The 26,806-nt window shown below is 63.7% G+C and carries 24 protein-coding genes; 12 read left to right on the plus strand and 12 right to left on the minus strand.

Going from position 1 to position 26,806, the window contains the following annotated elements; translation table 11 throughout:
* Window positions 1–24: 24 nt before the first annotated feature.
* The 4 genes from Q8O35_RS00600 to Q8O35_RS00615 form a co-directional block, all read right to left on the minus strand.
* The gene (locus tag Q8O35_RS00600) at window positions 25–765 is read right to left on the minus strand and encodes a ComF family protein (protein WP_305569177.1); all 741 of its coding nucleotides are present in this window, start codon (window positions 763–765) and stop codon (window positions 25–27) included.
* Window positions 758–1,381, minus strand: a complete 624-nt coding sequence (locus tag Q8O35_RS00605) for a flavodoxin family protein (RefSeq protein ID WP_305569179.1) — start codon at window positions 1,379–1,381, stop codon at window positions 758–760. Before Q8O35_RS00605 ends, Q8O35_RS00600 begins: the two co-directional genes overlap by 8 nt.
* A 43-nt stretch (window positions 1,382–1,424) precedes the next feature.
* Window positions 1,425–1,613: a hypothetical protein gene (locus Q8O35_RS00610; RefSeq protein ID WP_305569181.1), complete on the minus strand. Its 189-nt coding sequence runs from the start codon at window positions 1,611–1,613 to the stop codon at window positions 1,425–1,427.
* A gap of 132 nt (window positions 1,614–1,745) precedes the next feature.
* Window positions 1,746–2,372, minus strand: a complete 627-nt coding sequence (locus Q8O35_RS00615; protein ID WP_305569183.1) for an MBL fold metallo-hydrolase — start codon at window positions 2,370–2,372, stop codon at window positions 1,746–1,748.
* 120 nt (window positions 2,373–2,492) lie between these two features.
* On the opposite strand from Q8O35_RS00615, the gene Q8O35_RS00620 reads away from it, so the two are divergent.
* The 7 genes from Q8O35_RS00620 (at window position 2,493) to Q8O35_RS00650 (ending at window position 11,642) form a co-directional block, all read left to right on the plus strand.
* On the plus strand, window positions 2,493–3,233 hold the full coding sequence (locus tag Q8O35_RS00620) for a molybdopterin-dependent oxidoreductase (RefSeq protein ID WP_305569185.1): 741 nt from the start codon (window positions 2,493–2,495) through the stop codon (window positions 3,231–3,233).
* Window positions 3,234–3,382: 149 nt separating this feature from the next.
* A complete protein-coding gene (locus tag Q8O35_RS00625; RefSeq protein WP_305569187.1) occupies window positions 3,383–6,532 on the plus strand; it encodes an EAL domain-containing protein in 3,150 nt (1,049 codons plus the stop codon).
* A gap of 24 nt (window positions 6,533–6,556) precedes the next feature.
* Window positions 6,557–7,747 (plus strand): class I SAM-dependent RNA methyltransferase, encoded by a 1,191-nt coding sequence (locus Q8O35_RS00630; RefSeq protein ID WP_305569189.1) that lies wholly within the window; start codon window positions 6,557–6,559, stop codon window positions 7,745–7,747.
* A 177-nt stretch (window positions 7,748–7,924) separates the two neighbouring features.
* Window positions 7,925–8,209: an Lrp/AsnC family transcriptional regulator gene (locus Q8O35_RS00635; protein WP_305569191.1), complete on the plus strand. Its 285-nt coding sequence runs from the start codon at window positions 7,925–7,927 to the stop codon at window positions 8,207–8,209.
* A 4-nt stretch (window positions 8,210–8,213) separates the two neighbouring features.
* The gene (locus tag Q8O35_RS00640; RefSeq protein WP_305569193.1) at window positions 8,214–9,389 is read left to right on the plus strand and encodes a glycoside hydrolase family 3 protein; all 1,176 of its coding nucleotides are present in this window, start codon (window positions 8,214–8,216) and stop codon (window positions 9,387–9,389) included.
* An 8-nt stretch (window positions 9,390–9,397) separates the two neighbouring features.
* The gene (locus Q8O35_RS00645; RefSeq protein ID WP_305569195.1) at window positions 9,398–11,287 is read left to right on the plus strand and encodes a tetratricopeptide repeat protein; all 1,890 of its coding nucleotides are present in this window, start codon (window positions 9,398–9,400) and stop codon (window positions 11,285–11,287) included.
* A 58-nt stretch (window positions 11,288–11,345) separates the two neighbouring features.
* The gene (locus Q8O35_RS00650) at window positions 11,346–11,642 is read left to right on the plus strand and encodes a YciI family protein (protein WP_305569197.1); all 297 of its coding nucleotides are present in this window, start codon (window positions 11,346–11,348) and stop codon (window positions 11,640–11,642) included.
* 71 nt (window positions 11,643–11,713) lie between these two features.
* On the opposite strand, the gene Q8O35_RS00655 is transcribed toward Q8O35_RS00650, so the two are convergent.
* The 3 genes from Q8O35_RS00655 to Q8O35_RS00665 form a co-directional block, all read right to left on the minus strand.
* Window positions 11,714–12,433 carry a Fe-Mn family superoxide dismutase gene (locus tag Q8O35_RS00655; RefSeq protein WP_305569199.1) on the minus strand — a complete coding sequence of 240 codons (720 nt, stop codon included), beginning with the start codon at window positions 12,431–12,433 and terminating at the stop codon, window positions 11,714–11,716.
* A 73-nt stretch (window positions 12,434–12,506) separates the two neighbouring features.
* A complete protein-coding gene (locus Q8O35_RS00660; RefSeq protein ID WP_305569201.1) occupies window positions 12,507–14,549 on the minus strand; it encodes a monovalent cation:proton antiporter family protein in 2,043 nt (680 codons plus the stop codon).
* Window positions 14,550–14,663: 114 nt separating this feature from the next.
* Window positions 14,664–16,010 carry a TrpB-like pyridoxal phosphate-dependent enzyme gene (locus Q8O35_RS00665; protein WP_305569203.1) on the minus strand — a complete coding sequence of 449 codons (1,347 nt, stop codon included), beginning with the start codon at window positions 16,008–16,010 and terminating at the stop codon, window positions 14,664–14,666.
* A 353-nt stretch (window positions 16,011–16,363) separates the two neighbouring features.
* Between Q8O35_RS00665 and icd the strand changes: the two genes are divergently transcribed.
* Entirely contained in the window at window positions 16,364–17,518 is a 1,155-nt protein-coding gene (gene icd / locus Q8O35_RS00670; RefSeq protein WP_305569205.1) for an NADP-dependent isocitrate dehydrogenase, read from the plus strand.
* Window positions 17,519–17,614: 96 nt separating this feature from the next.
* Here the strand turns inward: icd and Q8O35_RS00675 are convergent, their stop codons facing one another.
* Window positions 17,615–18,034 carry a hypothetical protein gene (locus Q8O35_RS00675; RefSeq protein ID WP_305569207.1) on the minus strand — a complete coding sequence of 140 codons (420 nt, stop codon included), beginning with the start codon at window positions 18,032–18,034 and terminating at the stop codon, window positions 17,615–17,617.
* Between the two features lie 201 nt (window positions 18,035–18,235).
* On the opposite strand from Q8O35_RS00675, the gene Q8O35_RS00680 reads away from it, so the two are divergent.
* The 3 genes from Q8O35_RS00680 to Q8O35_RS00690 all read left to right on the plus strand — a co-directional run bounded on the left by Q8O35_RS00680 (window position 18,236) and on the right by Q8O35_RS00690 (window position 21,356).
* On the plus strand, window positions 18,236–19,123 hold the full coding sequence (locus Q8O35_RS00680; protein ID WP_305569210.1) for a formate dehydrogenase accessory protein FdhE: 888 nt from the start codon (window positions 18,236–18,238) through the stop codon (window positions 19,121–19,123).
* A 92-nt stretch (window positions 19,124–19,215) separates the two neighbouring features.
* Window positions 19,216–20,394: a DNA polymerase IV gene (dinB, locus tag Q8O35_RS00685; protein ID WP_305569212.1), complete on the plus strand. Its 1,179-nt coding sequence runs from the start codon at window positions 19,216–19,218 to the stop codon at window positions 20,392–20,394.
* A gap of 614 nt (window positions 20,395–21,008) precedes the next feature.
* The gene (locus Q8O35_RS00690; RefSeq protein ID WP_305569214.1) at window positions 21,009–21,356 is read left to right on the plus strand and encodes a TraR/DksA C4-type zinc finger protein; all 348 of its coding nucleotides are present in this window, start codon (window positions 21,009–21,011) and stop codon (window positions 21,354–21,356) included.
* 144 nt (window positions 21,357–21,500) lie between these two features.
* Here Q8O35_RS00690 and Q8O35_RS00695 read toward each other — a convergent pair whose 3' ends face one another.
* From Q8O35_RS00695 to lon, 4 genes are all read right to left on the minus strand, one after another.
* On the minus strand, window positions 21,501–21,779 hold the full coding sequence (locus Q8O35_RS00695) for a helix-hairpin-helix domain-containing protein (protein ID WP_305569216.1): 279 nt from the start codon (window positions 21,777–21,779) through the stop codon (window positions 21,501–21,503).
* Window positions 21,766–22,692, minus strand: a complete 927-nt coding sequence (gene hemC / locus Q8O35_RS00700) for a hydroxymethylbilane synthase (protein ID WP_305569218.1) — start codon at window positions 22,690–22,692, stop codon at window positions 21,766–21,768. The genes Q8O35_RS00695 and hemC overlap by 14 nt, the downstream gene beginning before the upstream one ends.
* A gap of 9 nt (window positions 22,693–22,701) precedes the next feature.
* Window positions 22,702–22,947 carry a zinc ribbon domain-containing protein gene (locus Q8O35_RS00705; protein WP_305569220.1) on the minus strand — a complete coding sequence of 82 codons (246 nt, stop codon included), beginning with the start codon at window positions 22,945–22,947 and terminating at the stop codon, window positions 22,702–22,704.
* Between the two features lie 111 nt (window positions 22,948–23,058).
* The gene (lon, locus tag Q8O35_RS00710; RefSeq protein WP_371133067.1) at window positions 23,059–25,668 is read right to left on the minus strand and encodes an endopeptidase La; all 2,610 of its coding nucleotides are present in this window, start codon (window positions 25,666–25,668) and stop codon (window positions 23,059–23,061) included.
* Window positions 25,669–26,084: 416 nt separating this feature from the next.
* Here lon and Q8O35_RS00715 point away from each other — a divergent pair, with 416 nt between their 5' ends.
* On the plus strand, window positions 26,085–26,771 hold the full coding sequence (locus tag Q8O35_RS00715) for a response regulator transcription factor (protein ID WP_305569222.1): 687 nt from the start codon (window positions 26,085–26,087) through the stop codon (window positions 26,769–26,771).
* The last annotated feature ends 35 nt before the right edge of the window (window positions 26,772–26,806 follow it).

Below are 26,806 nucleotides of genomic sequence, written 5' to 3' on the forward strand. Positions count from 1 at the left end.
TTTCGCCTCACACTCCCTATAACCTCATGCGCGAGCTAGCACAAGCACATCCACACGCAGCGCCCCGGCGTTGAGCATGGCCCGCGCGCACTCCTCAAGCGTGGCCCCGGTGGTCATGATGTCATCAACGAGAAGGACGTTTCTGCCCGCCAGAAGCGGCCCGCTGGCGGCAAAGGCCCCCTTGATGTTCTCGGCCCTGGCCTCCCGCGCCAGCTCCATCTGCGGCGTGGTCCGCCGCACGCGGCAAAGCCCCTCCTGACGGATGGGCAAGGCGCGCCGCGCAGACAAGAGCCGGGCAACCTCAAGGCTCTGGTTGAACCCGCGCGCAAGCAGCCGCCGCGGATGCAGGGGCACGGGCACGATCATGTCGCAGGCAGCGAGTTCGGGACTTGCGGCCAAGCCACGCTCGAACGTCTCCAGGGCAAATTCTTGCAAGCGTTGCCCGAAGTCCAGCCGGTCTTCAAACTTGTAGCCCAGGATCAAATCCTTGAGCGGTCCGGCGTATGGCCCGTAGACCAAGGTGCGATTCCAGGGGCGCGGCTTCTCGCGGCAGCGGCCGCAAAGAACCGGCACGTCCTGCGCACTGCCCGGATACTCTCCGCACCCGGGGCACGGCCCGCCGCCCAGCGGTGCGATTGCCGCCCGGCAGTCCGGGCACTGGCCGAGACCATCGGCTGTGATGCGCCCGCAACCAGGGCAACGCGTCTCGGCCAGGAGCGCGGTGCGCAGAACGCGCCCGGCCAGCCTCGCAAACGCTTCACGCACCAGCCTGGACCTCCAAAGCCCGGCGCCCGGCCTCGCGCCCCAAATCCAGCACCAGGGCGGAAGCCCCGGCGTCAGAGGCCAGGTCGTTGGCTGCGTCAAGGCCGCGCAGGCCCAGGGGCTCGGCCAAAGTGAGGCCGAAGTTCACCAGAAAATATTTGAGGGTCAGCCGCGCGCCGTCAAAAAGCTTCTGCCCCGTGGGCTGGCCTGCCACAAAGCAGGCGTAGGCCGGGCGGTCCTTCAGCGCCATGACCCATGGGTCGCCCTTGCGCCGGGCCTCCCAGAAGCGCTGGGAGCGGTCCACCCAGGTTTTGCACTGGGATGGCAAGGCATAAAAATAAATAGGAGAGGTAAAAATCACCACGGGCGCGGCCATGAGCACGCCAAAGAGCTCCTCGGCCTGATCCTTGGCCGCCAGCACACAGCGCGACTGCTTCTCGCCCGCGCAGGCGCGGCAAGCCAGGCAGGCCAGCACGGAGTAGTTCCGCAGGGCCAGCACGCGGGCCTCGGCCCCCGCCTCGCGCACGCCGCGAGCCAGAAGCGTGGCCGCAGTATCGGAATTGCCGCCGCCCCGATGGCTGCAAGCAAAGATCGCAACCTCACGCGTCATGTGGGCCATGCCCTTCCCCCCCCTTTGCGTCGATCATAGGCGGGCTGAAGAATCATTCCTGCCGGGGCTTGCGCGTCACCTCGGCGCGCAGGAAACCCTCCGCCTCGGCGGAACGGTCCCACTCCAGCAGCCACTCGCCCGCCACAAACACCGCGTCCTCGACATTAGGCGCAAGCTTTGCCTGCACCAGAAACACCAGCCCAGCCTCATGCGTCAAACGGAGGTGCCACCCGACCTCCATGCCCACGCCTCAACATTTGTCGCAGAGATCAATGGTCTTCATGGGGCTCGCTTGTTTCGGCACGTTGATTTATAAAATACACAACCTGCCCCTTCCTCTTGGGCGGCCAAGCGTGCGCTCCCCAGCCCATTGCTAGAACATGTCATGCAGGAAGAACGGGTTGTGCGTGCGCTCGTCGGCCACGGTGGTTTCCAGCCCGTGCCCGGAGTACAGGGCCGTGTCGCCCGGCAGGGTGAAGATGTGTTTCTGCACGGACTCTTTGAGCTGCGCGCTGCTGCCGCCAGGAAAGTCCGTGCGGCCAACGGAGCGGTAGAAAATGAGGTCGCCCGCAAAGGCCGCGCCTGCCTGGGGGAAATAGTAGGTTATGCTGCCGGGCGTATGTCCGGGGGTGGACAGGCAGCGGCACTCCAGGCCCAGGAACTCGGCCTGGCCCAGGGGCGCAGGCCTGCTCTCAAAGGGCGCGACAACGGGAAAGCCGTACACGCCGCCCTTGCCGAGTTCGGTATCCATGAGAAACGCATCGGCGGCCGGAGCAAGGACAGGGGCGCCGGTGGCCTGGGCCAGCCGCGCACAGCCGTAAATGTGATCAAAGTGCAGGTGCGTGATGAGGATGTGCTTGAGGACAAGCTTCTCCGCGCGCAAGAATTCAAGCACCTCGGCGGGGTCTCCGCCGGGGTCCACGGCCAGGGCCAAGCCCTCGTGGTCCAGAACGTGGCAGTTGGTCTCAAGAGGGCCGAGTGAGTACGACGTGATGCGCATGATTCAATGCCTCCGGTGCTGGGGTTGCCGGGAAGGTAGCCGTGCTGCCCGCCGTTTGCAAGCAGGCGCTTCACAAAACCCTGCGCTAAGCTTATATGAGATGAATCAAAGGAGGGCATCATGTCTGCCCACGAAACGGACCCTGGCCGACGTTCTCTGCTCAAGTTGCTCGCAGCCGCGTCTGTTGCAGCCGGGGCCGCGCTCTGGGGTTTTTTGCCCGCCCGCGCGAGAGAAGCCTTTGCCGAGAGGTTCCCCACCCGCACGGTGGAGAAGAACACCTTCAGGTTCGACCCCGCGCAAGGAGAGGTGCTTTGGAAGGATGGCCGCCGGGAACCGTACGCGTTGGTCCTGGACGGTCTTGTGGAGGCTCCGGCGCGGCTGTCTTACAAAGATCTGCGCGCCCTGCCGCAAGTCAGGCGCACGGCGGACTTTCACTGCGTGGAAGGCTGGAGCGTAACCGATGCCCCGTGGGGAGGCGTGACGTTTCCGGATGTGTTTTCCCGCGTGCGCTTGCTGCCCCAGGCCCGGTTCGCGGTATTCCACTCCCTGGGCGTAACCAACCCGGCAGGAGGCCTGACGCATTACATCGAAGGCTTCCCCCTGGCCGAACTGCTGAACCCAGCCATGGGCAGCCTGCTGGCTCTGGACCTCGAAGGCGCGCCCCTTTCGGATCAGCGCGGCGCTCCAGCACGGGTCATCAGCCCCTTTGACCTCGCGTACAAAAGCATCAAGTTCGTCACCCGCGTTGAGTTCACGGCGCAGGAAATCCCCGGTTGGTGGACCAGGGCCAACCCCATCTATCCGGTGCACGCCCCGGTTCAGAAGCAACGCCTGCGAACCCCGGACCCCCGCAGCTCCTGACTACATTGGCAGAACAATAACAGCGCTCCCCACAGTCTCGCACAAATCCATGCTTGCAAACAGAACCAAATTCGTCTGATAAGAAACAACTTGATCCGAAGCCGACCTGGCGAAACAAATGACCGCTCCCCAATAAAGCAAGAGGCATCATGACGCTTCGCAAGGCCACCCTCATCTTCATCTGCCTGAGCACCTTGGCGCTTTTGCTGGTGAATTTCCTGGCCACTCATATAGTCATAGAGTCGAGCTTTTCCGAACTGGAGCGCGACCACGCCGTGCGCAACATGGAACGCGCTCGAAACGCTGTGGCGCATGAGCTGCGTAATCTCGACGACATTGTTGTGGATTGGGCTGTTTGGGACGATGCCAAACACTTCATGCAGGGCCGCGCACAAGACTTTGCGGACTCCAACATGAATGACCGGACCCTGGCCTCTCTGCGCCTTGCAGCCATCGTCTTCGTTGACCCCAAGGGCAAGGTGGTCTGGGCCCAAGGATTCGACCCCGTCCAGGGCGTCAAAGCTCCACTCCCGGACGGGCTCATGACTGAACTCACCCCTGGCTCGCCCTTGCTTGCAGCCACAAGCGTCGAGGACCGCGCCAAGGGGCTGATGCTGCTTCCGCAGGGCATCATGTTCACGGCAACCTGCCCCATCACCGGGAGCGACGGGCTGGGACCATCCATCGGCACCCTGATCATGCTGCGGCCACTGACGGAAAAGGACAGCGCGGAGATTGCCGAAGACGTGCGCCTGCCCATCTCCCTGGAGCGGGCCGACAGCCCGTTGACCGCCGACATAGCTCCCCTGATGCGCAACCACACAGGGGGCCTGACGGCGGGAGTCGTCTCCACCGACCTTTACTGCGCCGTGCTGATTCTGCCGGACTTTTGGGGCAGGCCGGCCTTGCGTGTGGTGCTGCGCGACTCGCGTGAGATAATGAATCGCGGCGACCACGCCATGAGCCTGGAGCATCTTTGGGCAATCCTGGGCACCCTTGCCAGCTTTGCCGTGCTTGTGCTGTTTCTGGAACTGCGCGTGCTGCGACGCCTGGACCGCCTGAAGATGCAGGTGGAGAGCATCGGCACCGATGCGGAAGACCGGAACGAAGGATGCCGTCAAGCCCAGTCCGCCCTGGGCCGGGTGGACATGCCCGGCAACGACGAACTTTCCGCCCTGGCGCTCCGCATCAACAACACCCTGGAGGAGCTTGAGCGCTCGCGCCAGAATCTCGCCACCCAGTGCGCCATGACCCAGGAACAGGAAAGCTATCTGCAGCAGATTCTGGACTCCATCCAGGCCGGGGTGATCCTGGTGGATCCGCAAACGCGCCTGATCCGCGAAGTCAACGCCTTTGCGGCCGCCAGCGCAAGACTTCCGCGGGAAGCCATCACGGGCAAACTCTGCCACGGGTTCAGCTCCCCCAATGCGGACGGCAGGTGCCCGATCAACGACCTGGGCCAGTGCGGCGAGCAGGCGCTGCACAACCTGGTGCGCGCCGATGGCTCGAACCTGGCCGTGCTCAAAAGCGTTTCCCGCATAGAACGCAGCGGCACCCCTTTCCTGCTCGAAACCTTCATCGATGTCGAAGAGCTGCAAAAGGCCCAGGATGCGCTCAAGCGCTCTGAAGAGAAGTACCGCGCCGTATTCATGAACACAGGAACGGCCACCATCCTGATCGAGACCGACACCACCATCAGCCTTGCCAACCAGGAGTTCGAAAAGCTCTCCGGCTGTTCCCGACAAGAGCTGGAGGGCAAGCGCAGATGGACGGAATTCTTCGCTCCCAGGGACGTGGATTGGATGCTCCAGCACCACGTGAAGCGCCGCCAATCCCCGGCACTGGCCCCGCGCAACTACGAGACCCACTTCCTGAACAGCCGCGGCGAAGAGCGCATCACCCTGCTCACCGTGGGCATGATCCCGGGCACCGACGTCAGCGTGGCTTCCCTTGAAGACATAACCGAGCGCAAACTGGCAGAGGAACAGCTTCGCCACCAGGCCTTCCACGACAGCCTCACAGGACTGCCCAACCGTCATTTGCTCTTGGACCGCCTGGAGCACGCCGTGGAATCTGCCCGGCGCGTCGGCCATGAGGTCGCCGTGCTGCTCATGGACCTGGACCGCTTCAAGGACATCAACGACTCCCTGGGACATTCCGCGGGCGACCGCCTGCTCAAGCTGGTCACCACGCGTCTGGAGGAAACCGTACGCCGCAGCGACACCGTGGCCCGACTTGGCGGGGACGAGTTCGTGCTGGTGGTGAACGGACCGGCAGACCAGGATGCAGCGGGCAAGGTGGCCCAACATATTCTCGACAGCATCGCCCAGCCCTTTGACTTTGACGGGCAGAGCCTGCACGTGGGCCTTTCCGTGGGCGTCGCTTTGTTCCCCGCCCACGGCGAAACCCCGGAAGTGCTGCTGAAAAACGCCGATCTCGCCATGTACCGGGCCAAGGCTGGCGGGCGCAACACCTTCGCTTTCTTCACAGAGGAACTGAACGACCAAGTTGTGCAACGCCTTGCCATTGAGGCTGGCCTGCGCCGGGCCCTCTCCTCCGGCGGCATCGAGGTGTTCTACCAACCCAAGGTCGCCCAGCCCGGAAACGTCATAGCCGGGGCCGAAGCGCTGGTGCGCTGGCGGCGCGAAGACGGTTCGCTGGTCTCCCCGGCGGAATTCATACCCGTGGCCGAGAACACCGGGCTCATCATGCACCTTTCCGACCTGGTGCTGCGGCATGCCTGCAAGCAGGCCGTAGAGTGGCGCACGGGCGCGCGCAAGGACTTCGTGGTGGCCGTGAATCTCTCGCCCCGCCAATTCCTGCAGCCCGGCCTCACGGAGCGCATCCGGGCCATCATGGACGAAACCGGCGTGCCGCCCCAAGCCCTTGAATTCGAAATCACCGAAAACCTGCTGCTGGACAACAGGCCAGAGACCCTGGCCACGCTCTCCGCCCTGCGAGACATGGGCTCCTCCGTGGTGCTGGACGACTTCGGCAAAGAATATTCATCCTTAAGTTACATCAAGAAGCTGCCCATCCAGGCCATCAAGATCGACCGCTCGTTCATAGACGGCCTGCCGGGCGACGAGGACGACGCCAGCATCGTCAAGTCCGTGCTCTCTCTGGCTCAAGACTTGGACTTGCGCGTGGTGGCCGAGGGCGTGGAAACAACCGCCCAGCTTGACTTCCTGGTATCCTTGGGCTGCCGGGAGTTTCAGGGGTATCTCTTCAGCAGGCCCGTGCCCGCCCTTGACATGACGGAGCTTCTGGCGCAGGCCAGCCCCTTCGCAACCTCATAGCCAAACCTACACAAAGGACGGTCCATGTCCCTCTTTGCGCAGAAGCGCCCGGTCCTGGTGACCTGCCCCAAAGCTTTGCCGCCATTTCTGGCGCGCGAAATGTCCGGCCTCGGCCTCCCGGGCCGCGAACTTGCCGCCGGAGTCCTCGCTGAAGGCGACATGCGTGACTGCATGCGCCTGAATCTTCATCTGCGCACGGGGCACCGCGTGCTGCTGGAGCTTGCCCGCCTGCGCGCCAAGGACCCCACCGCCCTGGCCAATGAGCTGGGCCGCCTGCCCTGGGAAGACATCATCCCGGCCGACGGGCACCTTACCGTCGACTCCAGCGTTCAGAACGAACACGTGCGCGACAGCCGCTTCGCCAACCAGAAGGCCAAGGACGCCATCGTGGACCGCATCCTGTCTCGCAAGGGCCGCAGGCCGGACTCCGGACCGGACCCGGTGGGCGCCTGCGTGTTTCTGCACTGGCGCGAGGACGCAGTCACCGTGTACATCGACACCACCGGCGCGCCCCTTGCCCGGCGCGGCTACCGCAAAATGCCGCACAAGGCCCCCCTGCAGGAAACCCTTGCCGCGGGCATCGTGCTCGCCACAGGCTATGCGGAGCGCGGCGGACACTTCCTTTCACCCATGTGCGGCAGCGGCACCCTGGCCATAGAGGCCGCCCTGGTTGCGCTGAACCGCGCGCCTGGGCTTCTGCGCAGCGGCTTCGCCTTCGAGCACCTGCTGGACTTCGACCCTGTGGCCTACGCCGAGTTGCGCCGCGAGGCCCAGGCAGGGTCCAGGAAGCACCTGGACATCCGCATCATCGCCAGCGACATCGACCCCGAGGCCATCGTCGCAGCGCAGCAGAACGCCCGCACCGCAGGCGTGGAGGGGCACATCACCTTCGAGGTTTGCGACTTCAGCGAATGTACCGTGCCCGAGGAAGGCGCAGGCGTTTGCGTGCTGAACCCGGAATACGGCGGACGGCTGGGCGACGCCCCGCGCCTGGAGTCCATGTACGCCGGCATCGGTGATTTCTTCAAAAAACGCCTCTCCGGCTGGCGCGGATTCGTGTTCACCGGCAACCCGGACCTGGCGGCCAAGGTTGGCCTGAAGCCGCGCCGCAAGACCCCGCTCTTCAACGCCAAGATCGAATGCCGACTGCTGGAGTACGAGCTGTACCAGGGCACGCGCCGCACCCCGAAACCCGCAGAGGGAAGCGCGGACTGAACCCTGCGCGACCAAGTCAAAACGGGCTTGCCCGACTACTGACAGGGTACTCCAGTGAATGCCCCTTGATTCCTCAAAGCCCCCGGAGCCATCCGGGGGCTTTTTTCCGTGAGCATCCTCCCAACCCTTTGACCCGTGGCCCGCAACCGGGTAATACCCAGCGAACGGAGGATCGCCATGACCAACGCAATCGTGCTCATGCACGTCCAGCCCACGGCCATTAATGTGGTGGCCCAAAAACTCGTCGCCATCGACGGCATCAGCGAAGTCCACTCCGTGGGCGGACGCTACGACCTGGTGGCCATAATCCGCGCCAAGGACAATGAAGACCTGGCCACCATCGTCACGGAAAAAATGCTGCTCATCCAAGGCATCACCGGCACGGAGACCCTCATCTCCTACCGCGTCATCTCCAGCTACGATATCGAGAGCACCTTCTCCCTCGGCAGCGAGCGGATCTAGAGCTGTGCGCAGATCATTGCGGACCCCGGCGCTGCTTGCGCTGACGCTGCTGACCCTGTTGCAGGGCTGCGCCCTGACCCGTCCAGAGCCGCCCTCGGCGGAGCTCAAGCGCCAGGCCGGGCAGATGCTCCTGGTGGGCTTTCGCGGCGCGGAACCTGCGGACGAGTCCGGCAAGCCCCTGCCCATTCTGCGCCAGGTGCCAGCGCTGAACCTCGGCGGGGTCATCCTGTTCGACCGCGATGCGGCGCTTGGCCTGCCCGGCCGCAACGTAAAGAGCCCGGAGCAGGTGCGCCGCCTGACGAGCGCCCTCAGCCTCGCCGCGCAAGACGCCTCCCTCCTGCCGCTGTTCATCGCCGTGGACCAGGAGGGCGGACGCGTGCAGCGCCTCAAGTCCGCCAACGGCTTCCCGGACAGCCCCGCAGCAGCGGACCTCTGCCCTGGCGACGAGAACAAAGCTGATCCGCGCCCTGCCCTGGCTGCTGGCGAGGCCACAGGCCGCATGCTGCACCAGGCAGGCTTCAATCTCAACTTCGCTCCCGTGTGCGATGTCAACGTGAACCCGGATAATCCGGTCATCGGAAAAATCAGCCGCAGCTTTTCCGCTGATCCGCAACGAGCCGCAACCTGCGCCAGGGCCTTTGCCCTGGGGCTCCAGGGCCAGGGCGTGCTGACCTCGGCCAAGCACTTCCCGGGCCACGGCTCAAGCACCTCCGACAGCCACCTGGGCTTCACCGACGTTTCCGCCACCTGGACCGAGGCCGAACTCATCCCCTTTGCCGAGCTCATCCGCACGGGCCAGGCGGACATGATCATGACCGCCCACGTGTTCAACGACCGTCTGGATGCAAAGCACCCGGCAACCCTGTCGCGCCCGGTCATCACCGGCCTGTTGCGCCGCAAGCTTGGATTTGACGGAGTGGTGGTGACGGACGATCTCCAGATGCGCGCCATCGGCAGCCGCTACGGGATGAAGGAGGCCATAGGCCTGGCCGTCAACGCCGGGGCCGACCTCCTGCTCATCGGCAACAATCTGGCCTACGACGAGGACATCGCCCCCAAGGCCCTGGACGCCCTCATGGAGTTGGTGGCCGAGGGTGTGGTGCCTGCGGAGCGCATCCGTGAATCGGTGGCGCGTGTGGCCGCGCTCAAGGCCAAGAGCTTGAGCACAAGACCACACTAGCAGGCACCATGAGCAATCGCCGCAAAGCACCCGAACAGCACCCCGCCGCAGCAGAGCGCCGGACAAAGCAGTTTCCGGGGCAAGCGGCTCCGCTCACCAGATTTCCCGCCCCTCCGCCCTGGGCGCTGGCGCTCTGCGCCGCACTGCTTACCGCCGCAGTGTACTTACGCGTAACAGGCTTCGACTTCATCAACCTGGACGACCCGATCTACGTCACCGACAACCCGCATGTTCTGGCCGGGTTGACCTTGGACAGCCTGCGCTGGGCCTTCGGCTTCAACGACATCATGTACTGGCAGCCCGTGACTTGGCTGTCGCTCCTGGTCGACGGGACCCTCTACGGAAACCGGGCCGGGGGCTATCACCTGACCAACGCGGCCCTGCACTGCGCCAACGTGGCGCTGCTCTATTTTCTTGTCCTGCGCTGGTTCAACCTGGCCCGGCCCGTCCCGGAGGCAAACGCAGGCGGCAAATGGGCCGCCCTGGCCGTTGCCCTGGCCTTCGGGCTGCACCCGGTCCACGTGGAGTCCGTGGCCTGGGTGTCGGAACGCAAGGACATGCTCTTTGTCTTTTTCGGGCTGCTCACCCTGCGCAGCTACACGAACTATGCCCAATGTCGCGCCGACGGCCTCAAAACGAACCTGCTGCCTGCGCTGTTGCTCTACGCCGCCAGCCTGCTTTCCAAGCCCATGCTGGTAACACTTCCGGCGCTTTTGCTGCTTCTGGACTTCTGGCCTCTACGACGTCTGCGCCTATGGCAAAACGGCAGCGACGGACCGACACGGACAGGGCTGGGACCGCTGCTCCTGGAGAAAGCGTTCTTCCTGCTTCCGGCAGCAGCAATGTCGGCCCTAACCCTGCTGACCCACCCAAAGGCCTATGGCGCCACTGACCCTGCCCTGGCCTTGAAGCTGGCCAACGCCGTGGCCTCCTACCTGGACTATCTTCGCTTGCTGGTGTTTCCTGCCGGGCTGGGGCTGGTGTACCCGTTTCCAGAGGCCGTGCCCGCGGCAAAGCTCGCTGCGGCCATCATCCTCTTGTTGGGCGTCAGCGCGACCGCTCTTTGGCAGCTGAAGCGCCGACCGCAACTCGCCGTGGGCTGGTTCTGGTTCCTGGGCACCCTGGCCCCGGTTCTCATCCCGCCCAAGGTGGGTCTGCATGTGGCCTACGCCGACCGTTGGAGCTACTTTCCCTTCATCGGCCTGTATCTCGGCCTGGCCATGCTGGCCTGGGAGGGGCTGGCGCGACTGGCGGACAGTCGTCTGCGGTCCGGGCTGACGGCGGGACTGCTTGCAGCCCTGTGCCTGGCTCTGGGCGTGGCGACCCACCTGCAACTGGGCTGGTGGAAAAATTCCATGACCGTCTACGAGCGCGCCCTGGCGGTGACGGATGACAACTATTTCGTGATGAACAATTATGGGGTGCTCAAAATGCGCGCCGGAGACTTCTCCGGAGCGGAGAAATGGATCCGCATGTCCCTCAGCGTGCAGCCCCACTATAGCAAGGCCCTGGGCAACCTAGGCATCCTGTACACAAACACAGGACGCTACTCCTTGGCCCTGCCTTACTTTGCCCGCGCCCTGGAGCAGAACACCCTGGACCCAAACGAATTGGCTGAAGACCACTACTGCATGGGGCTCTGCCTTTCCCAGCTGGGCCGCTACAACGAGGCTGAGCACCACTACCTGGCGGCCCTCAAGCACAAGCCGGACTACTCTCAGGCATACAACGACCTGGGCAACATCGCCATCATCCGCAAGCAGTTGGCCGTTGCCGAAGGGCACTTCGCCAAGGCCGTGACCCTGAACCCCCAATACGACGTCGCGAGAAACAACCTCTCGCAGGTTCGCGCCCTGCTGGCTGCCGTCCCCACGGAAAGCTCCGCACAGAATCCTTGAAAGGCGTGGGCATCCGCCATACAAACTCAGCAAGAACCTACACACCCCAGGAGCACCCATGTACCTTGTGCACATGACCTATGTGAAGCCGCTGGAAGTCATCGACGCACTGCTGCCCGCGCACCGCAAATTCCTTGAGGCCAACTATCAGGCCGGACTGTTCCTGCTCTCCGGCCCGCGCGAGCCGCGCAGCGGCGGCGTCATCCTGGCCCAGGCGGGCAGCCGCCAGGAGCTGGCGACCCTGCTGGAACAGGATCCCTTTGTCGCCGAGGGCGCAGCCACCTACGAGATCATCGAGTTCAAGGCCACCCGCGCGGGCAAGGCCCTGAGCTTCCTCCTCGACGGCGAGTGCTAGGCGCTTCGCGCACCAAATGACAAGGGCTGCAGCATCTGCCGCAGCCCTTGTCATTCATCGTGCTCCCGCTGCTACTTCATGTTCGCCGCAACGAAGTCCCAGTTTACCAGCTTGTCCAGGAAGGCGCCCACGTAATCCGCGCGCCTGTTCTGGTAGTCCAGGTAATAGGCGTGCTCCCAAACGTCCACCACAAGCAGCGGGGTGACTGCCGCATGGGTAAGCGGCGTCTCGGCATTGGAGGTGGAGACGAACTTGAGCTTACCGCCCTCTTGCACCAGCCAGCCCCAGCCGCTGCCGAAACGGCCCACTGATCCGTCCAGAAAAGCCTTGCGGAAGGCGTCGTACCCGCCAAAGCTGGCGGTGATGGCGCTCATGAGCTTGCCCGTGGGCATTCCGCCGCCGCCGGGCTTCATGCATTTCCAGTAAAAGGCATGGTTGTAGCATTGCGCCGCGTTGTTGAAGAGCGCGGCCTTGTCGGGCATGACCGCCGTGACGCGCACAATGTCCTCCATGCTCCTGCCCTCAAGACCGCTGCCAGGGATCATCTTCTTGACGTTGGCCGCGTAGCCCGCATGGTGTTTGCCATAATGGAATTCCAGGGTGCGGGCGCTGATGACCGGCTCCAGGGCGTTCATGGCGTATGGCAACGCTGCCGTTTCCAAAGGATCAGCCGCCAGGGCCTCGGACAGGGGGAACAGTGTGGGGGCCAGGAGGCCAACGCCGGCAACGCCGGCCAGGGTGAGAAATTCGCGTCGATCCAGGCCCGGCTGGGTGTCTTCGGGTGCGCTCATGCTCTCCTCCTCTGGGTATTGCGTACAGGAATGCGAGTGGTATTTATTCTCTCATCCCAAACCCACCAGGATGTCAAGCCGGAGCGGTCCCTTCGAATCTTTCCCAGGGCCGCTTGCGCCCGGTGAAAAGCCCGGCCTTGGCCGCGATATCCGCATGGGGGCCAAATACATAGGCCACATCACCCGCCTCCAGGCGCAGGGAGCCGTCCGGGTTCGCCATGACCTCGCCCTCGCGCCCGACGGCCACCACCGTGAGTCCGTGGGTGCGCCGGAGTTCGGACTCCTCAAGGGTCTGGCCATCGAGAATGGACCCCAGCTCCACGGTGAGAGCGCTCACGTCCATGCCTGGAAACTGGCGGTTCAGGGTGCAGAAGGACTCGCCCCGCACCTCTGTGGAACGCAGCATCTCGTAGCCTTCCGAGCGCACTTCCTCAGTGAAGTGCTCAATGTCCCCGCGCGGCACCAGATAGCGCATCATCACGCGGGTGAAGATCTCGACGGAGGTCTCGAATTCCTCGGGAATGACGTCGCTTGCGCCCAGCTCCAGCAGGGGCCCCATCTCGCTGAGAAAGCGGGTCCGCGTGATGATGTGCAGGGCCGGGTTCAGCTTGCGCGCAGCATCGGTTATGCCCCGGATGCTCACGGGGTCGGACACCACCACGGCCAGCACGCGGGCGTTCTGCGCGCCCACATGCTCCAGCACCGCGTTCTGACTGGCGTCGCCGTAGATGATGGGCTCGCCCTCGGCTGCGCTCTGACGCACTGTGTCCGGGTTCATTTCCACTATGCGGTAGCTGATGCCGAAATTCTTGGCGGCGCGAGCCAGGTGCCTGCCGCCCACGCCGAAGCCCACGATGACAAGATGGTCAGCCACACAGGCGTGGCCTTCGCAAGCCTGCTCCATCTCCTGCTCGAAGGGGCGTTTGGCCAGACGGGCGAAAAGCGGCAAGGCGCGCATCCAGTCCGCCGCGCGGGGCGAAAGACTGATGAGCGGCGGCGTGAGCGCCATGGTCATGATGCTGGCGGCCAGAAACAGCTGGTAACCCTGGGCGTCGATGAGGCCCTGAGCCAGCCCGGCCTTGGCCAGCACGAAGGAGAACTCGCCAATCTGGCACAGGGCGAGCCCGACCAGCACGGCAGGCCGCACGGGAAAGCCCAGCATGTAGGCGGCCAGCGCCGCCATGAGCGCCTTCAGCCCCAGAACGGCCAGGGTTGCCCCGGCCACGGACGGCACGTGGCTGGCCAGATAGCCGACATCAAGGAGCATGCCCACAGAGATGAAAAACAGGCTGGTGAACACGTCCCGGAAGGGCATGATGCCCTCCAGCGCGCTCAGGCTGTACTCGGACTCGGAGATGATGAGCCCGGCCAGGAAAGCGCCCAGCGAAAGCGACAGCCCCACCTGCGAGGTCAAAAACGCCGTGGCCAGGCACAGGGTCAGGGTGCAGATGAGGAACAGCTCGCGGCTGCGGGTCTGCACAATGCGGTGCAGAAGCCTGGGCACAACCTTGCGCGCCAGAAAGAACACCAGCCCGACCATGCCGATGCCCTTCAGTGTGGGCCACAGGAACGAAAGGCTGGAGCCCCCCTGCCCGCCGGCCTGACCGGCCAGGAAGGGAATGACGAGCATCATGGGCACGATGACGAGATCTTGAAAAATGAGGATGGACAGCGAAATGCGGCCATGGACAGAGTCCATTTCCGCACGCTGCTGAAAGATCTTGAGCACAATGGCCGTGGATGAAAGAGCAGCCAAAAAGCCCACAAACACTGAGTGGGAAATGCTCTGCCCCAGCGCGTAGGCCAGGGCGCCGAAGGCCACGATGCTGAACAGCACCTGCCCGCCGCCGCCAAGAAGCACGCTCTTCCTTAAGCGCACCAGCTCGCCCATGGACAGTTCCAGGCCGATGGTGAACAGCAGCAAGACCACGCCCACCTCGGCCAGGATCTCAACCTCGTGCACGGCGCTCACAAGCCCCAGGCCATAGGGCCCGGCGATGACGCCGGTGATGAGGAACCCCACGATGGGCGGGATGCGCACCTTGTGGCACAGGTATATGACGGCCACGGAAAGGCCGAATATCGTCAAAATTTCGGAGAAAAGCGTAAAATCCATGCCGAATGTTTGACAGATGAGCCGGAAGAGGTCAAGACGCAAACGCGAATCATCAGGTCTGCAACAAAAAAGGGGAGCCGAAGCCCCCCCTGATTTGCACGCGTGGCTTAGAAACTAACCCGCGATGGTGGGGCACATCATCAGGGCCTGGTCGATGCAGTCCTGGGGCAGTTCGTAGTTGCTCAAATCGCCGCGCAGGTAGGCGTCGTAGGAAGCAAGGTCGAGCATGCCATGGCCAGAGTACAGGAACACCACGCAGGAGCCGGGCTTGGCCTCCTTGGCGACCTGGATGGCGCTCCTGATGGCGTGAGAGGTTTCCGGCGCAGGCAGGAAGCCCTCGGTCTTGAGGAACAGCTGCGCGGCCTCGAAGCACTCGCCCTGATAATAGGCGCGCGCATCCACAAGGCCCTCGGCCATAAGGTTGCAGACGATGGGAGCATCGCCGTGATAGCGCAGGCCGCCCGCGTGGATGGGCGCAGGCATGAAGGCGTGTCCCAGGGTGTGCATCTTCATCAGCGGGGTCAGCCGGGCCATATCGCCGTAATCGTAGCGGAAGCTGCCGCGAGTCAGGGTCGGGCAAGCCTTGGGCTCCGCAGCCACGAAGGTGATGTTCTCCCCCGCGAGCTTGCGCGGCAAAAACGGCAGCACCAGGCCGCCGAAGTTGCTGCCGCCGCCAACGCAGCCGATGAGATAGTCGGGCTTTTCGCCCGCCATTTGGAGCTGCTTCTCCGTCTCCAGGCCGACGATGGACTGGTGCAGCAGCACGTGGTTCAGCACGCTGCCCAAAGTGTACTTGGTGTCGTCGTGGGTGGCGGCGTCCTCCACGGCCTCGCTGATGGCCAGCCCCAGGCTGCCCTTGCAGTCCGGGTCCTTGGCCAGCATCTCACGGCCGGCGTTGGTCTGCATGGAGGGCGAGGGGAAGATCTCTCCGCCATAGGCGTTGATGAGAATCTTGCGATAGGGCTTCTGCTCGTAGCTCACCTTGACCATGTACACAGTGCATTTCATGTCGAACATGCTGCAGGCGAAGGAAAGGGCGGTGCCCCACTGTCCGGCGCCGGTCTCGGTGGCCAGGCGCTTCACGCCCTCGAGCTTGTTGTAGTACACCTGCGGCACGCTTGTGTTGGTCTTGTGCGAGCCGGAAGGCGAAACTGATTCGTTCTTGTAGTAAATGCGGCACTTGGAGCCGATGGCTTCCTCAAGGCGCTTGGCGCGCACCAGAGGCGTGGGCCGGAACAGGCGATAGATGTCCTTCACCTGCTCGGGGATCTCGATGAAGCGCTTGAGGCTCATCTCCTGCTCGATGAGGGCCTCCGGGAAAATTGCGGACAGCTTGTCCGGGGTCAGCAGCTCATGGGTCTGCGGATCCAACTGCGGGGCAAGCGGCGTGGGCAGATCCGGCAAGGCGTTGTACCATGCCGAGGGCATCTCGTTCTGGGGCAGGTTGATTCTCGTTTCCATTGCATGTCCTCCTCGGGGGTGTTTCACCGCGGTCCGGGCCGGGGCCCCTCAATGCGCCGCGAGAGCACAAAAAAGGGCCGCGGTCCTGAAGTCCGCGGCCCAAAAGTTCGAGCATCCGTCAAGCCGGCGGCTTCAGTAACTCTGCCACCAGCGCCACCAGCCTTGGCTGGATATATTCGTCATGCTTTTGCACATGGTGGGTGCTTACTTCGGGTCCGGGCAATTGTCAAGATCGACACCAGGACCGCGGCCGTTGGGTACTTGCCTTGAGACCGAAGCCCAGCTATCACGTCTGGCACGCGGACCGCGCCCCAAAGCGGACACGGGGACGCGAATTTTGTTCGGGAGGCATCATGGTGGAAAAGGTTGTCTATTTCATTGAGGGCGACGGCATTGGCCCCGAGGTCTGGGCGGCGGGTCGGCCCGTCATCGACGCGGCAGTGGCCAAGGCCTACGGCAGCGAAAAGAAGCTCGTGTGGAAGGAAATTCTTGCGGGCGAAAAAGCCCTGCGCGAAACGGGCGAAAACCTGCCCCAGGCCACCCTCGACGCCCTCAAGGGCGCTGAACTGGCCATGAAAGGCCCCCTGGGCACCCCGGTGGGCAAGGGCTTCCGCAGCCTGAACGTCACCCTGCGCCAGATGTTCGACCTTTACGCCTGCATCCGGCCCATCAAATACTTCCCCGGCATCGAGAGTCCCGTGAAGCACCCGGAACGCGTGGACATGGTCATCTTCCGCGAGAACACCGAGGACGTCTACGCCGGCATCGAGTGGGAGGCGGGAACCCCGGAGGCCAGGCGCGTGGTGGGCTTCCTGCGCGACGAGATGGGCGCCAAGCTCGACGACCTCTGCGCCATCGGCATCAAGCCCATGACCGAAAAGGGCTGCAAGCGCCTGGCGCGCCGCGCGGTCAAGTTCGCCATCGACCAGAAGCGCGGCAGCGTGACTCTGGTGCACAAGGGCAACATCATGAAGTTCACCGAGGGCGGGTTCCGCGCCTGGGGCTATGAGATGGCCGCTGCGGAGTTCGGCGACTTCACCATGACCGAGGCCGAGGCCGCCGAAGGCGCTAAAAAGCCGGTGATCATCAACGACCGCATTGCAGACGCCATGTTCCAGGAGGCGCTCATCCGCCCCGAGAAGTATTCCGTCATCGCCACCACGAACTTGAACGGCGACTACATCTCCGACGCGCTGGCCGCGCAGGTGGGCGGGCTGGGCCTGGCGCCCGGCGTGAACATGAGCGACACCCTGGCCTTTTTCGAGGCCACCCACGGCACCGCGCCGACCATCGCTGGCAAGGACATGGCCAACCCCGGCAGCCTCATCCTCTCCGGCACCATGATGCTTGAGCACCTGGGCTGGCATGAGGCCGCCCAGCTGGTGCACGGCGCTGTGGCCAAGGCCATCGCCGCGCGCAAGGTTACCATAGACCTGGCCTCCCAGATCGAGGGCGCCAAGGCCGTGGGCTGCAAGGAATTCGGCGAGATCCTTCAGGCAAATCTGTAGGGTTTGAATTAAATCGAGACTTCAGGGCCGTCCGCCTTGCCCCAGGTTCCTTGCGGAACTGCCTGGGCCGGGCGGGCGGCCTATTTTTCAGCTCCGCTATGGGGTTATGCCGTGCCCAAGGCCGACCAGTGGAACGTTCCAGATTTCCAGTGGATTCTGTCGGGCCGCGTCGAGCATTGCCTTGACCATCGCCAGCACCCTTTCCGTCTCCTGCCCTAACACTCTGGCCGTTGTCTGAGCCAGCTCGCGGTCCTCGCGCTTCACCGCTTCGCCTACGGCCTTGGCCAATTCGCTCATGGCGTAAGCGCGCACGGCACCGGAAATATTTATCAGCGAATGCAGCGCAGTGCGCGCACACGTGGTGTCCCAGGCTGCAAGGTGCGCGTTCAGCTGCCCCATGCGCTCCACAGCTTGAACCTGAAAAAGTCCCAGCATCTGCGCCAGCACTTCCTCGCTGCCGTCAAAAGCCTCCTGAAGGCTCACCAGGTTGATGCCTGACGCAAAATCCTGACTCATCATAAACCACCACCGACTGTGCTCAAGGTTACGAAACTGAACTTCCCATACGTGCCCCGGACTGTGCTCGCAAGGGGAATATTAAAAAAATGATGGTTCAAAAGGTGAACTTACGTATCCCTGGTTGCATCCAGCCGCTGCAGCACGTAGTGTTTTCCATGCAGGTCCAAGCGCCTGCCAAACCAGCCAAGGACATAATGCATGCACGCTGACGATCCGGCCTACGAACAGCTGTTGGAATCTAAGTTTTCCATCATCCGCGCACAGGAGATCCTGCCTGAAGAACTCATCGCCCTGGTTGAGCGGGTGCTCCCCCTGTTGCGCCAGGCCCGGGCCGATGCAAAAGTCGAACTGCCCGCACACACAGACTGCGCCACGCCAGAGGCCATGTTCGCAGGCAGCCCGCTTTTGATGCGCCAGAGCTTCCCTTTCGACCTGAAGCAGGCCTTGGGGCTCGTTCCGGCCCTGCTCGACCTGCTGGCCGCCTCCGGCGGCGAGGCGGCGAACGCCGCCAAGGCCCTGCGAGAGGCCATGGCATCTGGCGAACTTGACCCAGAAAAGGCGCTGCGCGGCCTGGCGGCTGGCGATGACACGCTCTTCTCCGCATGGCGCACGCGCCTGCCCGGCAGCCCAAGGGCGCTGGACTTCCTGGCCACCACGGCCATTTCTCCCAGCCTGAACGCCGCAGCGGAGCAATTGACCGCTCGCCTGCCGGAAAACCTGCCCCATGAGCACGGCCACTGCCCCCTGTGCGGCAGCCTGCCCTTCATCTCGCTCCTGCGCGACAAGGAAGGGGCGCGGTTCGGCGTCTGCTCCTTCTGCGGGTTCGAACACCGCGTGCGGCGCATTGCCTGCGCGTATTGCGACGAGGACGACCAGGGCAAGCTCAAGCTCTTCCGCGTGGCCGAATACCCCGGCGTGCGCGTGGACGTGTGCGAGACCTGCAACATGTACATCAAGACCCTGGACTACCGCGAGCTCGACCAGAAGCTGCTGCCAGCCCTGGACGACATGGCCACCGTGGCCCTCGACGTGCTGGCCCAGCAGCAAGGCTACAAGCGCCCCACCCTTTCGGCCTGGGGCTTCTAGGCCAGCCGCCAGTCAGCCTGCCGCCCGGCCTTCCCGCCCCTTTCCAAGCGTCCTGGTCTGTCGTACCAGAACACATGGAAAGCGCGGCGGGGATGAGCCAGGACCCAAACAACGAACGGCGCATCGCGCACATCGACATGGACGCTTTTTTTGCGTCCATCGAGCAGTTGGACCACCCGGAGTGGCGCGGCAAGCCGCTCGCCGTGGGAGATGGCCCACGCTCCGTGGTCTCCGCCGCCAGCTACGAGATCCGCGCCTACGGGGTTCGCTCGGCCATGCCCGTGGCGCAGGCCAAAAGGCTCTGCCCGCAGGGGCTGTTCGTGCCTGGGCGCATGTGGCGCTACAAGGAGATCTCGCGCCGGGTCATGGGCGTGCTGCAACACTTTTCTCCCCTTGTGGAGCAGGCCAGCGTGGATGAGGCCTACCTTGACGCCACCGGCCTGGAACGCCTTTTCGGCCCGCCGGAGGAATTCGCCTTGGCCCTGCGCGCCGCGGTGAAGCAGGAAACCGGGCTCAGCTGCTCGGTGGGCATCGCTCCGGTGCGCTTCCTTGCCAAGATCGCCTCAGACTTCAACAAGCCCGACGGGCAGACCATCATCCGCCCCCAGGACGTGCGCGCCTTTTTGGACGTCCTGCCGGTGCAGAAGATTCCCGGCGTGGGCGGACGCACCCTGGAAACCCTGCACAAGCTCGGTGTATCCACTGCGGGCGATGTGCTGCGCCACCCTGCGGAGTTCTGGGGCAGGAAGCTTGGCGAACGCGGCCTGTGGCTGCATGCGCTGGCCCGCGGCGTGGATGACCGCCCGGTGACGCCCTTCACCCCGCCAAAATCCTCCAGCGCGGAGAACACGTTCAGCAAGGACACCCGCGACCCGGCCACCCTGCGTCGCTGGCTGTTGCTGCAAGCCGACCGGGTGGGCTCGGACCTTCGGGCCCAGGGCGTGCGCGGCCGCACAGTCACCCTCAAGGCCAAGTTCGACGACTTCACCCAGGTGACGCGTTCGCGCACCCTGCCCGAAGCCATCTGCGACACCCAAACCATCTTCGATACCGCCGTAAGCCTCCTGACCGAGCTGAATCCCAAGAAGAACCTGCGTCTCATCGGCGTGGGCGTCAGCCAATTCGGTAACAAGCCGCGCCAGCTCTCGCTCCTTCAGCCAGAGCCCACGGACAGGCCCAAGGGCGCGCTGGACACAGCCCTTGACGCCGTTCGCAGCCGCTTCGGCAAAGGGGCCATAATGCGCGGGGATCTGCTGGATTTCGACGAGTAGGGAAAGACAATGGGCGGATGACTTGGTGTCTGAATGACCTCAAACGCCCAGGGGTTGCTTTTTTTCCCGGACCGGGTAGGCTATGTGCTTCAGCAACGCAATTTTTTCCTTGGAGTGACCTCGTGAAACGTTCGAGCCCCCAGCATCCCGGCCTTCACCATACCGTCTGCGCCGGACACACTCTTTCCCGCCGGAAGGACCGTTTCTTCCCTTGGGAGAACGGGGCTGCATTGTAGCGCGTCACGTCAAAACGCCTGCATTGAAGGCCCCTTCTCACCAAACACAGTGAGATGGGGCTTTTTCTTTGCGCAGAGTGCGCCAATGCATCCGCCAACGGTGCATTGGGAATCCAGCATAATGCCTGAACCACGGCAAAAGCCGCAAGCCAACCCGACATTTTGGAGCTACTGAGTGATGCACCACTTCCCTTTTGAATCCAGCCGCTTGCATTCCGCTGGCGCAGAAAAAGCGTTTTCCCGTCCGGAGAGCCGTCTCTTCCGTTCTGGGAAAGGGGCCGTCATGTAGCACGTCACGCAACAACGACGACATGAGGCCCCATCATTCCGAACGTCGGAAGGTGGGGCCATTTTTATTCAACATCATTGGAGGTTATTATGACTGCGGAACAGCTTTCCCGTTTGCGAGAAATCGTTGAAACTGAGATTCAAGACATCCACGCCGCGCTGGAGCAATGGAGGGCATGCAACGGACTTGACGACAACGGAGTCCAGCGAGTGCAAGAAACTGCCATGCGGGTGCTTCATCAGGACTGGAAGCACAACACTGACAGGCGCATGATGGAACTGCTGCGCCTTTTGGGCAAGATGGAAGAGGAAGACTTCGGCATATGCCAGGAGTGCGGCGAGGACATCTCACTGCGCAGGCTGGAGCTGCTGCCCACAACGGCATATTGCACACGCTGCATGACGCACAAGGAATCGGGACTCGTTGCGGCGGTCTGATGGGCGCTCCGCCCCGTTCCGTCAGAGGGGCGTATCCACCGACCGAAAACGTCCGCGCCTTGATCAAACAAAAGCGGGAGCAGACCTTCGCCTGCTCCCGCTTGAAATATTTACCGAAACCTCTGGGCCATGCGCCCACAATCCTTAATCCTTCCAGTTCCACCACTTGAGCCGTTCGGGCTCCGGGTTCGGCGTCTGCGCGAAGTACACGGCGCAACGGTAAACGTAGAGCACGCAACGGTCCACATGCCTACCGGCCAGGGCCTCCATGTCGGCATAGAGCGCTTCAGGGTCGCGCCCGCGCAACTCCTCCACGGAACGCAGCCCCAGATTCCAGAGATCCAGGGCTGTGGCCTTGCCCACTCCGGGAATGCGCCGAAAGTCCTTCAGGACCAACGGATCCGGGACATCAGCTGCGTGCATAGACCTCGTCCAGAATGGCCTTTCCGCCCGCCGCCAACACCTGATCGGCCAGCTGCGCGCCAAGATCCCAGGCCTTGTCCGCCGTACCGGTTGCGGTGAGGCGGATGGGGTTCTCGCCGTTCACGCCAGCCACAAAACCGGTGAGGGTCAGGCTCTCGCCCTCAAGCTGGCTCCAGGCCGCAATGGGCACCTGACAGCCGCCGTCGAGGCCGGTGAGGAAGGCGCGCTCCGCAGCCACCTGGCTGGCAGTTTCGGGGTGATTCAAAAAGGCGAGCATCTCGGCCATTTCAGGCCGGTCCTTGCGGTACTCGATGCCCAGAGCCCCCTGGGCCACGGCGGGCAAAAAGCGCGGGGGTCCCAGAATCTCCACCTTGGGCGCGGTGAGGCCCAGGCGATTCAATCCGGCTGTGGCCACCACAATGGCGTCGAACTGGCCCTCGAGGAGCTTGCGCACGCGGGTGTCCAGGTTGCCGCGCAGGGACTCGATGGTGAGGTCAGGCCGCAGGGTGAGCAGCTGTGCCTGGCGGCGCAGGCTGCTGGTGCCCACCTTCGCGCCCTTGGGCAGGGCGTCCAGACCGTCGAAATTGACCGAAAGCAGACTGTCAGTGGGCGCTTCGCGCACGGGGTTCACTCCCACGATGAGTTCCTCAGGCAACTCGGTGGGCACGTCCTTCATGCTGTGCACGGCCAGATCGGCGCGGCCATCCAGCAGCGCCTCTTCTATCTCCTTCACGAACAGGCCCTTGCCGCCCACCTTGGCCAGGGGCACGTCGAGGATCTTGTCGCCGGTGGTCTTGATCTTGAGCAGATCCACAGTGAGGCCGGGGTAACGGGCGCAAAGCAGTGATTTGATGTGCTCGGCCTGCCAGAGGGCGAGCATGCTGCCGCGGGTGGCGATGGTGATGTTCTTCATGTCGCAGACCTAGTGGCAGGTGGAGCAGGAGCCGCCGGAGCAACCGGAACAGCCGCCGCCGGATGGCGCGGGAGAGGCCTGGGCCGCAGGGGAGTCCATGTTGGGACCGCCGCCCACCTTGCTGCGGCAGCAGCTCATGAGCTTCTCGGTCCTGGTGGAGCCGCAGGAGGGGCACACGGCCTGCTCGTCCTGGCTGAACACAAGCTCTTCGAACTGGTTTTTGCACTTTTTGCAGACGTATTCGAATATGGGCATCGCGGGTCTCCTCGCTGCATCTCTGACTGGCCCGGCGGGTGGGGCTGGGCGGGCGCTTTAGTAGCGCAATTCGCGCACACTGGCAACGCCGCCCAGGCCCGCCCCCTGGAGTTAGCTTTTCTTTGCGGGCTTCTTCGCCGCGGGCTTGGGCGCTGCGGGCTTGGGCGCCGCAGGCTTTTTCGCAGGAGCCTTGGAAGCCACTGGCTTTTTCTGCGATGCCGTCTTGGCAGGAGCCTTGGCCGCATCCGCATCAGCGGCGGGCTCAACCTTGGCGTCCGCCTTGGCCTCGGCCTTAGGCGAAGCCTTGCCCGAGGACTTGGCCAGGGGCCACACCTCGTCCACGCGCTCCACGAACTTGATGGCGACCCTCTTGCGCAGGTCCTCGGGGATGTCCTGCAGGTCCTTTTTGTTCTGGCTGGGCATGATGACGCGCTTCATGCCCTGGGAAACGGCCGCAAGGATCTTCTCCTTGATGCCGCCCACGGGCAGCACGCGGCCGCGCAGGGATATCTCGCCGGTCATGCAGGTGTCCGCGCTCACCGCAACCCCGGTAAGGGCCGAGATCAGCGCCGTCACCAGGGTGACGCCGGCGGAGGGGCCGTCTTTTGGCGTGGCGCCCGCAGGCACATGGATGTGGATGTCGCGCTTCTCGTGGAAGTCCGCCGGGATGCCGTAGATATCCGCCTTGGCGCGGCAGATGGACACCGCAGCCTGGGCCGACTCCTTCATGACATCGCCCAGCTTGCCCGTGAGGATGAGCTTGCCCGTGCCGGGCATGGTGGTCACCTCGACGTGCAGGATCTCGCCGCCGTAAGGGGTCCAGGCCAGGCCGGTGACCACTCCGGGAGGCAGGGTCGTCTCCTTTTCGTCCTCCAGGAAGCGGGGAACACCAAGGTACTTGTGCAGATTCTTCTCGGTGACGCTGAAGGGGCCCTTTTCGCCCTCGGCCTTTTTGCGCGCCAGCTTGCGGCACACGCTGCCGATCTCGCGCTCCAGATTGCGCAGGCCCGCCTCGCGGGTGTACTCGCGCACGATCTTGGCCAGCATATCGTCGTCCATCTTGACCTCGGACTCCTTGAGCCCGTTGTCCTTGGCCTGGCGAGGCATGACGAAGCGTCTGGCGATCTTGACCTTCTCCTGTTCTGTGTAGCCGGGAATGCGGATGACCTCCATGCGGTCCAGAAGCGGGCCGGGGATGGTGTCCAGCGTATTGGCCGTGCAGATGAACATCACCGCCGACAGGTCGAAGGGCACGTTCAGGTAGTGGTCGGTGAAGCTGAAGTTCTGCTCCGGGTCCAGCACCTCAAGCAGCGCCGAGGACGGGTCGCCGCGGAAGTCCGCGCCGAGCTTGTCCACTTCGTCGAGCATGATGACGGGATTGCGCGTGGCGCAGCCCTTGATGCCCTGGATGATGCGTCCAGGCATGGCGCCGATGTATGTGCGCCGGTGGCCGCGGATCTCGGCCTCGTCGCGCATGCCGCCGAGGGACAGACGGTGGAACTTGCGGCCCAGGCTGCGCGCGATGGAGCGGCCCAGGCTAGTCTTGCCCACGCCCGGAGGACCGACGAAGCACAGGATGGGGCCCTTCATTTTAGGGTTCAGCTGGCGCACGGAAAGGTATTCGAGGATGCGCTCCTTGACCTTCTCCAGGTCGAAGTGGTCCTCATCCAGGATCTCCTTGGCGGCCTTGACGTCGAGGCGGTCCTTGGACTGCTTCTTCCAGGGCAGCTCGGTCATCCAGTCCAGGTAGGTGCGAATGACCGTGGCCTCGGAGGAGTCCGGGTGCATGGACTCCAGGCGGCCCATCTGCTTGAGGGCCTCCTTCTTGACGTCCTTGGGCATGCCGGCCTTCTCGATGGCCTTGCGGAGATTCTCGATCTCCTCGTCCTCGCCGCCCTCATCGCCCAGTTCGCGCTTGATGGCCTTCATCTGCTCACGCAGGAAGAAGTCGCGCTGGGCCTTGTCCATGCCTTCGCGGGCCATGGACTGGATCTTGTTCTGCATGGAGGCGACTTCGGCCTCCTTCACCAGCTGGCTGTTCACCAGGCGCAGGCGTTCGACAGGGTCCTCGCACTCCAGGATGCCCTGGGCGTCGGCCACCTTCATGCGCAGGTTGCTGGCGATGAGATCGGCCAGGCGCCCCGGCTCCGACACGGAGTTGAGCACGCCCATGATGTCTGCGGGAGAGATGCCGCGCAGGGTCAAAATCTTTTCAGAAAGTTCGCGAGAGGAGCGCACAAGGGCTTCCTGCTCCGGGCTCAACTCCTTGGGCTCGGACTCGGAAATGGCCTCAACCTCGGCCAGATGGAAGGGCTCGTCGGAGACGAAGCGCTTCACGCGGGCGCGGGAAAGCCCCTGCACCAGAACCTTCAGGCGTCCATCGGGCATCTTCAGCATGCGCATGATCATGCCCACGGTGCCCACCTGATGCATGTCGTCCGGGCCGGGGTTGTCCACAGCCTCGTCTTTCTGCGACAGGATGAGGATGTAGCGATCTCCGGAAAGCGCCGCGTCAACGGCCTTGACGCTTTTCTCGCGGCCCACGAAGAGGGGCAGGATCATGTAATTGAAGACAACGATGTCGCGCACGGGGAGCACAGGCATGATGCCCGGAATTTCTGGTCTCGGCGCGTCGTCGCCTTCAGGACCGCCAACGGGAATGCTGCCGTCGGCTTGGTCGGGCATGAGGCTGAAGGGCTGCTTCTTTTTCTTGTCGTCCATATGAATTCCAGTGGTCGCCTGGGCCAGACGCTGTGCTGCCGTTGGGGCTCCAGCGCGGCGGCGGAGGCGGACCGGTTTGGTGGGGGCTTTTTTGCGTTTCAAACAACTCTCCTTGCCGTAGTGCGTGCACCGGACAGGTACCGGGGGAAATTCCCCCTGATGCCGGGCCTGTCTATTCTAATGCCGCTTTGCCGGGAGGCAAGGGCAAACAGGGGAAATATGCGCCATTTCGCCGCCTTTCACCGTCTTTCGCCTGTTTTTTGCTTGTTTTCTCCTGTTGCGCAACCTTCTCCGGCCCGTCACGCGGGGGTAACAATCTCCCGCCCTGCAAGGGCTAAGGTCTCCCATAAACACGGTTGACGACGCGAAGGTGGCCGCTTCCGGCCATGCAAACCCGACCCAGGGGATGTTCACGCATGGAACAACGCCGCATCATGGTCGTGGAAGACCACGCCCAGACCAGGGAGCTTCTCCAGTACAACCTCCAGGCCGCAGGATTCGAGGTCCGCGCCGCGGCAGGTGGGGAGCAAGGGCTCGCAACAATGGAACGCTGGCGGCCCCATCTGGTGCTGCTCGACATCATGCTGCCGGGGATGGACGGTCTTGATGTCTGTCGCCGGCTCAAGCAGACACCCTCCTTGAGCACCGTGCCGGTGATAATGCTCACCGCGCGCGGCGACGAGGTGGATCGCGTGGTGGGTCTGGAGCTGGGGGCCGAGGACTACATCCTCAAGCCCTTCAGCCTGCGCGAGCTGATCCTGCGCATCAAGAACGCCCTGCGCCGGACCAGCTTCGAGGCTGCCCCGGTGAACGAGATCTGGCGGCACGAAGGGCTGGTGGTGAACTTTCCCGGGCACGAGATGGAGGTGGACGGCGTCAAGCGCCAGCTCACGGCCACGGAGCAGCGGCTTTTGAAAGAACTGGTGCAGGCGCGTGGCCGGGTGCTCTCGCGCGACCATCTGCTCGACACCGTATGGAGCACCGATTTCGAAGGAGTCTCGCGCACGGTGGACACGCACATGCGCCGCCTGCGCGCCAAGCTCGACGTTTACGCCAAGCACATAGAAACCGTGCGCGGCGTGGGTTATCGCCTCAAGACCTGACACCCGCGCCTGCCAAATGCTTCGTGCCGCAGCCA

It is taken from the genome of Humidesulfovibrio sp. (assembly GCF_030689645.1).
Classification (GTDB): domain Bacteria; phylum Desulfobacterota; class Desulfovibrionia; order Desulfovibrionales; family Desulfovibrionaceae; genus Humidesulfovibrio.